Source organism: Salmonella sp. 3C (assembly GCF_025426275.1).
GTDB lineage: Bacteria > Pseudomonadota > Gammaproteobacteria > Enterobacterales > Enterobacteriaceae > Salmonella > Salmonella enterica.
Genome location: NZ_CP104858.1, coordinates 1,850,629 through 1,864,863, shown reverse-complemented (window position 1 = coordinate 1,864,863; position 14,235 = coordinate 1,850,629). Strand labels below are relative to the sequence as shown.

Sequence of the window (14,235 nt, the reverse complement as noted above, 5' to 3'; positions counted from 1 at the left end):
ACAGAATGGAAAACCTCGTTTTGTGCTATGAGAGCGCTGGGCGATCATGACAGGAAAAACGATCTGCGAGGCAATAAAATCCGCCGCGCTGCTTCCAGGGACGCTATCCGCCTGGTTGTCATTCATACGGAGAACCTTTTTATTATCAAGATCGCCAAATAGCCAGATCCTGAAAAAGACAGCGCGGAAAATAAGAAAAGGGAAATGAGAAAAAAGAGGAGATAGAGGCGCTGTTAATCAGGTCAGGCACGGGCGCTACCCGTCAAAGGGTAGCGCCGCATTGCTGCCGGATAAACGCAGCGGCCAGGATGGGTTATTTCGCCTGACGCAGATTGTGCGCCGCTTTGACCATGTTCGCTAACGCCGCGCGGGTTTCAGGCCAACCGCGAGTTTTCAGACCGCAGTCCGGATTCACCCACAGGCGTTGTGCCGGTATACGCTGTGCCGCCTTCTTCAGCAGGGCTTCAATCCACTCGACGCTCGGCACGTTCGGCGAGTGAATATCGTACACGCCCGGCCCGATTTCGTTCGGGTAGTCGAACGCTTCAAACGACTCCAGCAACTCCATATCCGAGCGGGAGGTCTCAATGGTGATCACATCCGCATCCAGCGCGGCGATCGAATCCATAATGTCGTTGAACTCGCAGTAACACATGTGGGTGTGGATCTGGGTTTCATCCTTCGCCACCGCCGCGTTGATGCGGAAGGCTTCCACACCCCATTCCAGATAGGCGTCCCAGTCGCTGCGACGCAGCGGTAGACCTTCGCGCAGCGCCGGTTCGTCGATCTGAATAATCCCAATCCCCGCCGCCTCCAGATCCGCGACTTCATCACGCAGCGCCAGCGCAATCTGTTTCGCAATCGTTTCGCGGGTCACGTCTTCGCGGGGGAATGACCAGCAAAGAATAGTCACCGGGCCGGTCAACATCCCTTTTACTGGCTTGTCGGTCAGCGACTGGGCATATTTCGCCCACTCCACGGTAATCGGTGCCGGACGGCTGATATCGCCAATCACTACCGGCGGTTTCACACAGCGGGAGCCATAGCTTTGCACCCAACCATTCTGGGTAAAGACGAAGCCGTCCAGATGCTCGCCGAAGTATTCCACCATGTCGTTTCGCTCGGCTTCGCCGTGTACCAGCACATCCAGCCCTAAACGCTCCTGCTCGATGATAGCCTGTTTGATATGTTCGGCGATGCCGGTGCGGTAGTTATTCGCGTCGAGGTTGCCCTTTTTGAAGTCCAGACGCAGGCCGCGAATTTCCGTGGTTTGCGGAAACGAACCGATAGTCGTCGTCGGCCAGGCGGGAAGTTTAAAGCGGGCGCGTTGCGCTTCAGCGCGCACCTCATACGGATTCTCACGCTGGCTGTCCTGCGCGGTGATCGCCGCCAGGCGTTTTTCTACCGCGGCATTATGTACGCGACGGGAGTGACGACGAGCCTGAATCGGTGCGCTCCATTCCTCAAGCGCCGCCGTTTCGCCGCTGTTCAGCGCATCGCGCAGCAACGCCAGTTCACCGCATTTTTGCAGCGCAAAGGCAAACCAGCTTTTAACTTCCGTATCCAGACGCGTTTCGACGCTGAGATCGATCGGGCTGTGCAGCAAAGAGCAGGAGGATGCTACCCACAGCGCGCGTTTGCCCACAATGGCATTAATCTGCGCGTATTTTTCGGTCAAATCGGCGCGCCAGACATTACGCCCGTTAATCAAGCCTGCGGAGAGCAGCCAGTCGACCGGCAGACGTTGATGCAGTTCCGCTACATCATCTTTGCCATGAATGAGGTCAACATGTAGCCCCTGTACCGGTAGCGCGATAATAGTGTCCAGGTTTGGCGTCACGCCTTCAAAATAGGTCGTCAGCAACAGCTTCACCTGGCCGGCGAGCGCGTCGTAAGCCGGTTTGAAGGCATCCAGCCACGCCTGCGGCAGTTCCAGCACCAGCGCTGGCTCATCAATTTGGACCCACTCAATACCACGTTTTGCCAGTTCAGCCAGCACGTGCTGATACACCGGCAAAATGTCTTTCAGCAACGTCAGGCGGTCAAACGGCTCGCCTTTCACTTTACCCAGCCACAGATACGTGACAGGCCCCAGCAGTACGGGTTTGATCTTATGCCCCAGCGCCAGCGCTTCGTCCACCTCCTCCAGCAACTGTGTCCAGGTGAGTCTGAACTGCTGGCCTTTGCTGAACTCCGGTACTATGTAGTGATAGTTAGTATTAAACCATTTGGTCATTTCCGCTGCCGCCGCCGGTTCGCCGGTTGGCGCGCGACCGCGGCCAATGCGGAACAGAGTGTCGATGTCCACGGAACCGTCGTTGTTCTGATGACGAGCCGGCACATTGCCTAACAGCAGGCTGGTGGTCAGAACATGGTCGTACCAGGCAAAGTCGCCTACCGGTAACAGGTCAATACCCGCTTGTTTCTGCTGCTCCCAGTGACGCGCGCGCAGTTCGCGCCCCACCGTCAGTAACGCTTCACGCGTTGTGTTCCCCGCCCAGTAGCTCTCTTGCGCTTTTTTCAACTCGCGACGCAGGCCAACGCGAGGAAAACCGAGGGTATGAGTCAATATTGTCATTTTACTTCCTCTCTTATTTTATTGAATCTGAAAGTAAAACTCTAAATAGTTCGGCTTGCAGGAAGGCGGCGACACAGCGCATCCCCAGGAGCTTACTGAAGTAAGTGACTGGGGTAAGCAAGGAAGCCAACGCATCTGCAAGTCGAAATATGACGAGTTTTAGACGTCTGGATGTTTACACATCCATAATGTAAAGGTACTGTATATTCCTCAAGCGCAATTTGTTCATGGCGAAGTGAAGGACTTTCATGATCGAAATTAAACATCTGAAAACACTCCAGGCATTGCGGAATAGTGGATCGCTGGCTGCCGCGGCGGCGGTGCTGCACCAGACCCAATCCGCTCTGTCTCATCAGTTCAGCGATCTGGAACAACGCCTTGGCTTCCGCCTGTTCGTGCGTAAAAGCCAGCCGCTGCGCTTTACGCCGCAGGGGGAAGTTCTGCTGCAACTGGCAAACCAGGTGCTGCCGCAAATCAGCCGTGCGCTGCAGGCGTGCAACAAACCGCAGCAAACTCGTCTGCGCATCGCTATTGAATGTCATAGCTGTATTCAGTGGCTGACCCCGGCGCTGGAAAACTTCCGTGCAAGCTGGCCGCAGGTAGAAATGGATTTCACATCCGGCGTCACTTTTGATCCGCAACCGGCCTTGCAACAAGGCGAGCTGGATTTGGTGATGACGTCGGATATTTTGCCGCGCAGCGGGCTGCATTATTCGCCGATGTTTGATTTTGAAGTCCGACTGGTGCTGGCGCCCGACCATCCGCTGGCTAGCAAAACGCAGATTACGCCGGAAGATTTAGCCAGCGAAACGCTGTTGATTTACCCGGTGCAGCGCAGCCGACTGGATGTCTGGCGACATTTCCTGCAACCGGCGGGTATCAGTCCGCTGCTGAAAAGCGTGGATAATACGCTACTGCTGATTCAGATGGTGGCGGCCAGAATGGGCATTGCCGCCCTGCCGCACTGGGTGGTGGAAAGCGTTGAGCGCCAGGGTCTGGTGGTGACCAAAACCCTGGGCGATGGTCTGTGGAGCCGCCTGTATGCCGCCGTGCGCGACGGCGACCAGCGTCAGGCGGTGACCGAGGCGTTTATTCGCTCGACGCGGGATCACGCCTGCGATCATCTGCCGTTTGTGCGGAGCGCGGAGCGACCCATTTTCGATGCACCCACAGCGAAGCCAGGATCACAGCCGCGCCTGTAATAAAGCTTGGCCAGTGGGGCTGCTGATGCCAGATGGCAAGATTAACCAGTAGTCCTGCGGGAACATGCATATTATTCATGATACCCAGCGTCCCGGCATCTACCTGGGTAGCGCCATAGTTCCACATAAAGTAGCCAATGCCGGACGCCACCACGCCGAGAAACACCAGAATGCTCCATTGCAGCGTGGTTTCCGGCAGCTTTTGCGCGTTCCCCAACAGCGACCACGCCACCGCCGCCACCAAAAACGCCCCCAGATAGAACCATGCAAAGGCGTTGTGCTGCGGCATGGGACGGGTCTCCATCAGACGTTTATACCCCACCATTCCGATAGCGAAACTGATATTAGAAAGCTGCACCAGGAGCAAACCGACCCAAAAATGGTCGGTCACGCGATCGTAGCGAATAATCCCGGCGCCAATCACCGCCAGCAACGCGCTAAATGCATAGCCCCAGCGCAAACGACGCTGACTCATCACATCGTAAATCAGCGTGATATAGAGCGGCGTCAGAACGGTAAACAGCAGCAGTTCGGATACGGTCAGATAGAGGTAAGCATGGAAGCTCAACATATACATGATGCCAAGCTGCATCGCCCCCACCAGCATATACAGGCTGATGGTTTTTAGGTTGTGCCCGCGAGTACGCAAAAACGGCAGAAAAACGAGCGCCGCCAGCCCAACGCGTATCAGCACCGCGAAATAGCTATCGACATGCCCGGCAAGATACTCGCCAAATAAACTAAAGGAGAAAGCCCACAGGATAGTGGTAATGATGAGTAGCGCCACAATGGATGTCTCTTAAAACAGGGAACACCCATTGTAGCGGAGAGTGAAGTTGACAACTGGTCAACTAACAAACAATCACATCAGCGTAAGAAAAGATCGCGCAGGTAATGCGGCACGGCGTTATCCGCGTTGATGCCGATCACCTCAAGTTCGGGATACAGGTCTTTCAGACGCTGGTGCGCATTGCCCATGATGCAGCCTTTGCCCGCCATCGTGAGCATTTCAGCGTCGTTCATTCCGTCGCCAAAGGCGATACACTCTTTCAGACTGTACCCCATCGCCTGAGCGACCGCTTCCAGCGCATGACCTTTCGACACTCCGCCCGCCATCACTTCCAGACAGGTTAGCGTAGAGAAGCTCACGTTTACCCGATCGCCCCAGCGCGCGTTAATCGCCTGCTCCAGCGGCAACAACTTTTCATGAGTGTCGCTGGTGAAAAACACTTTGCTGACGCCCTCCGGCTCCAGCAGCGCAGGCTCAAACAACGAGTAGTTAAATACCGCCTCTTTGAAAAAACGCATTTCATCGGGGCGATGACGATTCATAAACCATTCGTCGTCGCGATAAACGTTAGTCACGATGTCCGGGTTCGCATTCACCACCCCGAACAGGTCGCTGGCAATGTCGCTGTCCAGATTATGCGTAAAAACCAAATTCCCGTCGGTATCGTGCACTCGCGCGCCGTTGGAGGTGATCATGTAAGACTTGATTTCAAGATTATCGCGGATTTGCCCTACATCGACATGATGACGACCAGTGGCAAAGACAAAATGGATGCCGCGTGCGGTCAACAGCTTCAGAGTCTCTTTGGCATAAGGGGACAACGTATGGTCGGGGGAGAGCAGCGTGCCATCTAAATCAGACGCAACAACCTGATACATAATAAAATTTAACCTCTAAGCAAAGCGATTTCCGCTGGATAAATTAGGCTTGTTGAAAAATTCAACAATGGCGTTAAGCGCGACTGAGCGCATGGCGTCCTTTTCAAAAAGGATCTCATGGTACGCGCCTTTGATAACCAGCGGTTTTCCCCCTTCACAAGGGTATCCCGCCGCGGCGCGAATTTCACAAAAACGATCGTGGGTGCGGTTATCCACTACCCGCTCTTCTTCCGCCTGAATCAGTAGCGTAGGCGTCGTGTCATCGCTCGCCCCAGCCAAAACCTGCTCACCCGCCAGAATGCCTTCGCGTACCCAATGCCAGGTGGGGCCGCCAACGCGCAGCTGCGGCTCGTCGGCATAAAATCGTAAGTTGCGCTGATAACGCTGGCGGCTGTGGGTCAGCGCATTCATCCCAAACGGCAACGCCCGCCACTGACCGGTACCAATAGCGTAATCTTCACGGATACGCTGGTGCCCCTCGGCCCAGTCGAGAATATGGCGCACCATAAAGGAAGGCAAGCGTATCACAATACCAAACATCGGCGCGGTGAGCGCAATAGCGTCGCACCGCACACGATGGCGTTGCAGGAACAGGGTGGCTATCGCGCCCCCCATTGAGTGCGCCAGGATATAACGCTTACGCCACGGCCCCGGCTCAATTTCCTGCTGCCAGAACGCCGCTAAGTCCTCAACATAATCGTTAAAATGATCGACATGACCCCGATGCGGGTCCGATAACATCCGCCCGGAGCGCCCTTGACCACGGTGGTCGATGATGAAGATATCAAAACCGAGATGAAAAAGGTCATACGCCAGTTCAGCGTATTTTACATAACTCTCAATGCGGCCAGGACAAATGACGATCGTCCGATCGTTGGAATCATTTCGAAAACGGACAAAGCGCACCGGAATGTTACCCACGCCGATAAACTCCGCCTCTTCCCGCTGACGCCAGAAATCGGTCAGCGGCCCCATAGCAAAAGCGGCAAACGCATTTTCTCTTGTTTCCCAGTCATTTTGCTGCTGAAACATCGGGTTTTCGGCCTCGTTTACCAGGTAAAATCGTTTTTTGCGTCGTGCCTGACACAACACAGCGGCAGTAGCGTATTGTGGCACAAAAACAGACAACCAGGGAGTTTCGCATGACCTTTGAATGGTGGTTCGCCTATCTACTGACCTCAACTCTGCTGAGTCTTTCTCCGGGTTCAGGCGCCATCAATACCATGACGACGTCTATCAACCATGGATATCGTGGCGCAGTGGCTTCTATCGCCGGACTCCAGACCGGGCTGGGGATACATATCGTACTGGTGGGCGTCGGACTGGGTACGCTCTTTTCGCGCTCGCTCATCGCTTTTGAAATCCTGAAATGGGCTGGCGCGGCTTATCTTATCTGGCTGGGTATTCAGCAGTGGCGCGCCGCAGGCGCTATCGATCTGCATACTCTCGCCCAGACGCAATCACGGGGTCGGCTCTTCAAACGGGCGATATTTGTCAATCTAACCAATCCCAAAAGCATTGTCTTTCTTGCCGCCCTGTTTCCGCAATTCATCATGCCGCAGCAACCGCAACTGGCGCAGTACCTCATTCTCGGCGTCACCACGATTGTGGTGGATATGATTGTGATGACCGGTTACGCCACGCTGGCGCAGCGCATTGCCGCCTGGATTAAAGGACCAAAGCAGATGAAGGCGCTGAATAAAGCGTTTGGTTCGTTGTTTATGCTGGTAGGCGCGCTCCTGGCGTCGGCAAGACACGCGTGATAGTCGTGCCGGATGATGTTTATCCGGCACGGAGGTAAATTAGCGCGAAATAATCAGGTGAATACCAAAGCCCGCAAACAGAGCGCCGGCAAAGCCATCAATCCATTTCGCCAGACGCTGATAGCCGCGGCGCATTTTCGGCAGCGCGAACAGGCTGGCGACTACGGTAAACCAGGCCAGCGTTTCCAGGGTGATTAACGCGAAAATACCCCAGCGCGCCGCAGCGCCGACGTTATCGCCGACAAACAGTGAAAAAACGGAACCAAAATAGATAATCGCTTTAGGATTCGACAGATTGGTCAACAGCCCTTTGAGAAAACTGCGCCCGCTCTGCGCCAGTTCAATGTGCGGAGAAGACGCCGCCGCATCCTGTTTTTTCAGCGCGCCGCGCAGCATCTGATAGCCCATCCAGCACAGGTACAGGCCGCCGCCTACCATAATGATCGTATGCAGCCAGGCCATTTTTTCGATGATGAGATGCAGGCCAAGCAGCGCCACGCCCGCCCATACCATCACGCCGCAGGTAATGCCCAGTACGCCCATCATCGCTTCTTTACGCGAACGGCTGACAGCAGTTTGAGACACGAAGAAAAAGTCGGGGCCGGGGCTCATTAGCGCAACGATGTGCACCATTGCCACGGTGAAAAATAGCATCAACATAAAAATGGCTCGCGGGGAAATAGCTCAGTGAGTCACCATCCTGGCACTTTTTTGCCGGGCTGACTACTCTTCGTCATCACCATCGACATGCGCGCGGATGAGCGCCATAAATTCTTTCCCGAAGCGCTCCAGTTTGCGCATCCCAACCCCGTTAACGCTTAACATCTCGCTGGCGGAAACCGGCATCTGTTCCGCCATTTCTATCAACGTGGCGTCGTTAAAGACCACATACGGCGGGATATTCTCTTCATCAGCGATAGCTTTACGCAGCTTGCGCAACTTAGCGAACAATTTGCGATCGTAATTACCGCCGAACGATTTCTGCATCACGCGGGGTTTGAGGGCGACGATGCGCGGCACCGCAAGCTTTAGCGGAACGTCTCCACGGAGTACCGGACGCGCGGCATCCGTCAACTGTAATGCGGAGTGCTGCGCAATATTTTGCATTACCAGCCCCAGATGAATGAGCTGGCGAATCACGCTCACCCAGTGCTCATGGCTCTTTTCGCGTCCCATGCCATAAACCTTGAGTTTGTCATGACCGAAATCGCGGATGCGTTGGTTATTCGCGCCGCGGATCACCTCGACAACGTAGCCCATGCCAAAACGCTGGTTAACCCGACCAATGGTAGAAAGCGCAATCTGGGCATCGTTTAAGCCATCATATTGTTTGGGCGGATCGAGACAGATATCGCAGTTGCCGCACGGTTCTTGTCGGCCTTCGCCAAAGTAATTAAGCAATACCAGGCGGCGGCAGGTTTGCGCTTCAGCAAAAGCGCCCATCGCATTCAGTTTATGCCGTTCAATATCCTGAAGCTGTCCGGCTGGTTTCTCTTCCAGACAACGACGTAGCCAGGCCATGTCAGCCGGATCGTAAAATAGCATGGCTTCCGCAGGCAGTCCGTCGCGCCCGGCGCGGCCCGTTTCCTGATAGTAGGATTCAATATTACGCGGGATATCGAAATGCACGACGAAACGTACGTTAGGTTTGTTTATGCCCATTCCAAAAGCGACGGTCGCCACCACGATTTGCAGATCGTCGCGCTGAAATTTTTCCTGCACATCGGCGCGAATAGCGTTTTCCAGCCCCGCATGATAGGCCGCCGCGCTAATGCCGCGACTTTGCAAGCGCGCGGCGGTATCTTCCACTTTCGCCCGACTGTTGCAGTAGATGATACCCGATTTGCCGCGTTGCTCCTGAACATAGCGCATTAGCTGGTCGAGCGGCTTAAACTTCTCCATCAGCATGTAGCGGATATTCGGTCGGTCAAAGCTACTGATCTGGATTAACGGATCGTTAAGCCCAAGCAGACGAATAATATCCAGGCGCGTGGTGTCGTCGGCGGTGGCGGTCAATGCCATAAACGGCAAAGCGGGAAAACGCTGGCGAAGCTGACCGAGCGCCGCATATTCCGGACGGAAATCATGTCCCCATTGCGAGATACAGTGCGCTTCATCCACCGCCAGCAATACCGGATTCCAGTGCGCCAGATGATCAAGAAAGTTGTCCAGCATCAGGCGTTCCGGCGCAATATACAGCAGACGAATCTGTCCGGTACGGCACCCCGCCATCACCTCAAGCTGCTGCTCGCGGCTTTGAGTGGAGTTCAGGCACGCCGCCGCCACCCCGTTCGCCAGTAGCTGATCGACCTGGTCTTTCATCAACGAGATCAGGGGCGAAACGACGACGGTCAACCCGTCCAGCAACAACGCGGGGATTTGATAGCACAGAGATTTGCCGCCGCCGGTGGGCATGACGACCAGACAGTCGCGACCGGAGAGCGCAGTATCAATAATCGCTTCCTGGCCCGGGCGAAACTGTTGGTAGCCAAAGGTTTCCTGCAAAACCTGTTTGGCCCCTGATTCCAGATTCAACACTTCCGCCTGCGCCACATTAACCCCGTTCACCATAAATCAAAACAGGCGCTATTTTCAGCGCCTGCGAGAGAAACTGCAATGTTTAAAACACAATCCAATCAGAAGATATCGTTAAGCATCACGCCGACGCCGACACGTGTCTGATTAAAATTATAGTCGATCAGCGATTCGCCATAGCCGCTGTACACCTGGGTATAAAGCCGGACATGTTTGGTGACCGGATAGCTTAATCCAACTTCCGCGCCGCCGTAGCCTGTATTCCAGTTGTACTGGCCTTTGGCGCTTAATACCGCCTCGCCCAGGTGATAACCGATTTTAAGCTGGTAATAACCCATATATTTGGTGATGTCCGGATTATCGTCGGTACTGCCAATCACGTACCACGGTTTGACCTCTACCAGCCAGTTACCGTTTTCGGCCATCAGACGGGTATACAGACGGTTCCAGCTACGCGAGGTGGGGTCCGAACGTCCGTTAGAGTCATGGTTGTAGCCCATCTCTACGTCGCGCAGCGTCCAGCCGGCAAAGCGATAATCGGTAGCAAAACCAAGAAAAAGCTGCGGTTCGTAGTTGGTTTCGCGAAACGGCGAAGACTCTTTACTGTTGGAAAGCTGCCACCAGGATTTCTGCGTATAGGAAGCGCCCAGTACCGAGTTCGGCCCCAGTATTCCGCGCCACAGCGGAAACGCCAGGCTCAACTGAAATTTCACTTCATCTTTACGTGCGTTTTCAGACCAGTTGTAGGTACTTATGGCCTCTTTGTTCAGATCGCTGGTGTTCGTGTAGATCAAGTAGTTCGTGTCATAAGGGTAAAGCGTAAAAGGGTTATCATGCTCCTGTAGCATGTTAGCGATGATACTTCCCCGTACTGCAGGCGCATCATGAACCTCTTTTATCGTAGCTTCTTGTGCATATGCCGCTAATGGCAGTAGCGTGGCTGGCAACAACCCTCTCAAAATCGCCCGCATTCTTGACGTTCTCCTGACGAAGTATTTTCAGCTTGAATCATTCTCTGCCAACCATTTTTACATATTTACACACATAGCCGTTAGTTATCCCTTCTTAAAGTAGAAAACAACAATTAAGAAGCATAATATCAACATTTCATTAACCAATGGAGTGTCAGGAATCTATGTCCGCTGTACTTACCGCTGAACAAGCTCTGAAATTAGTGGGTGAAATGTTTGTCTACCACATGCCGTTTAATCGGGCGTTAGGGCTGGAGCTGGAACGCTATGAAAAAGCGTTCGCCCAACTGGCCTTCAACAACCAGCCGATGATGGTCGGCAACTGGGCGCAAAGCATTTTACACGGCGGCGTGATCGCCTCTGCGCTGGATGTCGCCGCCGGACTGGTATGCGTCGGCAGCACGCTAACTCGCCACGAAACCATCAGCGAAGATGAACTACGCCAGCGCCTGTCGCGGATGGGAACGATTGACCTGCGCGTTGACTACCTGCGTCCGGGCAGAGGCAACCGCTTTACGGCCACCAGTAGCCTGCTGCGCGCAGGGAATAAAGTGGCCGTCGCCCGCGTGGAATTACACAATGAAGATCAGCTGTACATCGCCAGCGCCACCGCTACTTATATGGTGGGATAAAAGCAGGTAAACTGTTGTTACAATTCAGATACGAGTTTTCCGGATGGACGCAAAACAAACACGGCAGGGCGTATTACTCGCTCTTGCCGCCTATTTTATTTGGGGGATCGCCCCCGCGTATTTCAAGCTGATCTATTACGTTCCCGCAGATGAGATCCTGACGCACCGCGTGATTTGGTCATTTTTCTTTATGGTGGCGCTGCTTAGCGTCAGCCGGCAGTGGCGACAGGTTAAGCGCTTACTGAAAACGCCAAAGAAGATTTTCCTGCTGGCCCTGTCCGCCGTACTGGTCGGCGGTAACTGGCTATTATTCATTTGGGCGGTAAATAATCACCATATGCTGGAGGCCAGCCTGGGTTATTTCATTAATCCACTGGTTAACATCTTGCTGGGGATGATTTTTCTTGGCGAACGCTTCCGTCGAATGCAGTGGCTGGCGGTGATTCTGGCGGTGTGCGGCGTGCTGGTGCAACTCTGGACGTTTGGTTCACTGCCGATTATCGCGCTGGGGCTGGCGTTTAGTTTTGCGTTTTACGGCCTGGTGCGTAAGAAGATCGCCGTTGAAGCGCAGACGGGTATGCTGGTCGAAACGCTATGGCTGTTGCCGGTCGCGGCAATTTATCTGTTTGGCATCGCCGATAGCCCTACCAGCCATATGGGACAAAACGCACTATCGTTGAACTTGCTGTTAATGGCGGCGGGTGTGGTCACTACGATTCCGCTGCTGTGCTTCACCGGAGCGGCTACGCGTCTGCGTCTTTCTACACTGGGCTTTTTCCAGTATATCGGCCCAACGCTGATGTTTTTACTGGCGGTGACGTTTTATGGCGAAGTGCCGGGCGCGGATAAGATGGTGACATTTGCGTTTATCTGGGTCGCGCTGGCGATTTTCGTGATGGATGCGATTTATACGCAGCGGCGTAAGCATTAAATAATAAAATGGCAGCTATTATCTGGCTGCCATTTTATGTTATTTCTTCTTAGTAAATAGCAATACAATAAATAATATAATATTTGTTACTGGAAACACGCCCAACACACCAATAAACTTATTCCAACCAACAAACGTTAAATAGCGGGCATGGATCTGGCAAAAGCCGAATCCCAACGCTATTCCAATCCCCCTCAAATTTAATGAAGTACAAATCGACAGTACACCGAGCAGGACAATAGCAATCACCCACCATCCAATCCAAGCTTTAATGAATTCGGCTTTAGAAAAAGGGTCTTTACCAAAATAAATTTGCCAGAAATTTTTCTTTTGCATTTTATGAAATCCATTCATTGAAATTGTTAATTACCAGATAATATATTTAATTATTATCGATTGCTGTACAGCGTAATTATCATGACATTAATTACCATTGCTGTCATTAGAAAATTCAGTGTAATATATTTACATGTGAGATCTGAAGTTGGTTATCAATATGGAAAAAATAATATGATTAGGATTATTAAAGATATTTTTCACCCTTCCCCAAGGGATACATTGAAGCGAGCAAAATTTGTTATTTATACATTATCATCGTGGATAATATTATTTACTATAATGCCTAAAAACCAATATCTTAATTTAATATTTATTATTGCCAATACCTATATCCATATTAATATTGGCGCGAAGAGAATCAGAGATTCAGGTTGCAGGGCACTTTATTTCATCGCATTGTCTATAGGTGTAAATGTCTTCTGTACAGTCAGTGTCGCACTCAATGGGGCTGATTGCGATAACATTGGTATACAACTCAATATTGCCTGGGTAATACTCACAACACTACTGCTATCTTTCATCGCTTCTTCAAAACAAGAACTTTCCTCATGATGAAGAACTTCCAACGGACTGGCGGTTAAATCGCCAGTCCGTATATTTTACAACCAGTTCTTACGCTTAAAGTACAGATACGGCGCAAGCCCCGCCAGAATCATAAAGATAATCGCGCCTGGATAACCAAAGCTCCACTTAAGTTCCGGCATAAACTCGAAGTTCATCCCATAGCTGGAAGCGACCAGCGTCGGCGGCAGGAACACCACGGAAACCACCGAGAAGATTTTGATAATGCGGTTCTGCTCGATGTTGATGAACCCCATCGCCGCCTGCATCAGGAAGTTCACCTTCTGGAACAGCGATTCATTGTGCGGTAGCAGAGATTCGATATCGCGCAGGATCTCACGCGCCTGCTCCAGCTGTCCGCCCGGTAAGCGCGCCTTGCGCACCAGGAAGTTCAGCGCGCGCTGGGTATCCATCAGACACAGGCGTACTTTCCAGCCGATATCTTCCAGCTCCGCCAGCGTGGAGAGCGCTTCGTCGTATTCATCGCCCTGATGCCCTTCCATAATGACGCGGCTCAGTTTTTCCAGATCGCTGTAAATGTTTTCGATCTCATCCGCTAGCTGTTCAATTTTGGTTTCGAACAGATCGAGCAGTAATTCATAAGCATTACCGTCGACCATCGCCTGGCTGCGGGCGCGCATACGATACAAACGGAAGGCGGGCAGTTCACGTTCACGCAGCGTAAACAGACGGCCATCGCGAATAGTGAATGCCACCGTAGAGTTACCGGCATGATCTTCCGCATCTTCGAAGAAGAAGAAGGAGTGGATATGCAGTCCGTCTTCGTCTTCAAAGAAGCGCGCGGATGCTTCGATATCTTCCAGTTCAGGACGCGTCGCCAGACTCTGGCCCAGCTCAGATTGTACGCGCAATCGCTCGTCGTCGTCCGGTTCGACCAAATCGACCCATACGGCATCAATCAGGCTTTGTGACTCCTCGACTTCCAGCCGGGTCAGTCGGTTTTTTTCCAGTTGAAATGCGCTCAGCATGACCGGGACTCCCAATGCGTAAAAATATCGGACAGTTCAGATGGGCACACAGAAACAAATTGGGTT

At 52.8% G+C, this 14,235-nt stretch carries 14 protein-coding genes; 5 read left to right on the top strand and 9 right to left on the bottom strand.

What is annotated here, in order from left to right; genetic code table 11:
* Nucleotides 1-313 precede the first annotated feature (313 nt).
* Nucleotides 314-2,578, bottom strand: coding sequence for a 5-methyltetrahydropteroyltriglutamate--homocysteine S-methyltransferase (gene metE / locus N7E69_RS08890; RefSeq protein WP_000154200.1), 2,265 nt, complete (start codon nt 2,576-2,578; stop codon nt 314-316).
* Between the two features lie 248 nt (nt 2,579-2,826).
* Here metE and metR point away from each other — a divergent pair, with 248 nt between their 5' ends.
* Nucleotides 2,827-3,780 (top strand): HTH-type transcriptional regulator MetR, encoded by a 954-nt coding sequence (gene metR, locus N7E69_RS08885; protein ID WP_000569791.1) that lies wholly within the window; start codon nt 2,827-2,829, stop codon nt 3,778-3,780.
* Here metR and N7E69_RS08880 read toward each other — a convergent pair.
* The 3 genes from N7E69_RS08880 to pldB all read right to left on the bottom strand — a co-directional run bounded on the left by N7E69_RS08880 (nt 3,668) and on the right by pldB (nt 6,480).
* Nucleotides 3,668-4,567, bottom strand: coding sequence for a carboxylate/amino acid/amine transporter (locus N7E69_RS08880; protein ID WP_001196257.1), 900 nt, complete (start codon nt 4,565-4,567; stop codon nt 3,668-3,670). The genes metR and N7E69_RS08880 overlap by 113 nt on opposite strands.
* Before the next feature lie 80 nt (nt 4,568-4,647).
* Nucleotides 4,648-5,448, bottom strand: a complete 801-nt coding sequence (yigL, locus tag N7E69_RS08875; protein WP_000285338.1) for a sugar/pyridoxal phosphate phosphatase YigL — start codon at nt 5,446-5,448, stop codon at nt 4,648-4,650.
* Between the two features lie 15 nt (nt 5,449-5,463).
* Entirely contained in the window at nt 5,464-6,480 is a 1,017-nt protein-coding gene (pldB, locus tag N7E69_RS08870; protein ID WP_000487685.1) for a lysophospholipase L2, read from the bottom strand.
* Between the two features lie 110 nt (nt 6,481-6,590).
* Here pldB and rhtB point away from each other — a divergent pair, with 110 nt between their 5' ends.
* On the top strand, nt 6,591-7,211 hold the full coding sequence (gene rhtB / locus N7E69_RS08865; RefSeq protein ID WP_000142525.1) for a homoserine/homoserine lactone efflux protein: 621 nt from the start codon (nt 6,591-6,593) through the stop codon (nt 7,209-7,211).
* 39 nt (nt 7,212-7,250) lie between these two features.
* Here rhtB and rhtC read toward each other — a convergent pair whose 3' ends face one another.
* From rhtC to pldA, 3 genes are all read right to left on the bottom strand, one after another.
* Nucleotides 7,251-7,871, bottom strand: a complete 621-nt coding sequence (gene rhtC / locus N7E69_RS08860) for a threonine export protein RhtC (RefSeq protein WP_000928814.1) — start codon at nt 7,869-7,871, stop codon at nt 7,251-7,253.
* A 63-nt stretch (nt 7,872-7,934) separates the two neighbouring features.
* Complete coding sequence (gene recQ, locus N7E69_RS08855) at nt 7,935-9,764, bottom strand: ATP-dependent DNA helicase RecQ (protein ID WP_001664819.1); 1,830 nt, start codon at nt 9,762-9,764, stop codon at nt 7,935-7,937.
* 83 nt (nt 9,765-9,847) lie between these two features.
* A complete protein-coding gene (gene pldA, locus N7E69_RS08850; RefSeq protein ID WP_001201692.1) occupies nt 9,848-10,717 on the bottom strand; it encodes a phospholipase A in 870 nt (289 codons plus the stop codon).
* Between the two features lie 164 nt (nt 10,718-10,881).
* Between pldA and yigI the strand changes: the two genes are divergently transcribed.
* Both yigI and rarD read left to right on the top strand, forming a co-directional pair.
* On the top strand, nt 10,882-11,349 hold the full coding sequence (gene yigI / locus N7E69_RS08845; protein WP_001277136.1) for an acyl-CoA thioesterase YigI: 468 nt from the start codon (nt 10,882-10,884) through the stop codon (nt 11,347-11,349).
* A 43-nt stretch (nt 11,350-11,392) separates the two neighbouring features.
* Complete coding sequence (rarD, locus tag N7E69_RS08840; protein ID WP_000339081.1) at nt 11,393-12,280, top strand: EamA family transporter RarD; 888 nt, start codon at nt 11,393-11,395, stop codon at nt 12,278-12,280.
* Nucleotides 12,281-12,319: 39 nt separating this feature from the next.
* Here the strand turns inward: rarD and N7E69_RS08835 are convergent, their stop codons facing one another.
* On the bottom strand, nt 12,320-12,616 hold the full coding sequence (locus tag N7E69_RS08835) for a hypothetical protein (RefSeq protein ID WP_001170054.1): 297 nt from the start codon (nt 12,614-12,616) through the stop codon (nt 12,320-12,322).
* A 174-nt stretch (nt 12,617-12,790) separates the two neighbouring features.
* Between N7E69_RS08835 and N7E69_RS08830 the strand changes: the two genes are divergently transcribed.
* Nucleotides 12,791-13,171: a hypothetical protein gene (locus N7E69_RS08830; protein ID WP_000619297.1), complete on the top strand. Its 381-nt coding sequence runs from the start codon at nt 12,791-12,793 to the stop codon at nt 13,169-13,171.
* 47 nt (nt 13,172-13,218) lie between these two features.
* On the opposite strand, the gene corA is transcribed toward N7E69_RS08830, so the two are convergent.
* The gene (gene corA, locus N7E69_RS08825; protein ID WP_000947139.1) at nt 13,219-14,169 is read right to left on the bottom strand and encodes a magnesium/cobalt transporter CorA; all 951 of its coding nucleotides are present in this window, start codon (nt 14,167-14,169) and stop codon (nt 13,219-13,221) included.
* Between the last annotated feature and the right edge of the window lie 66 nt (nt 14,170-14,235).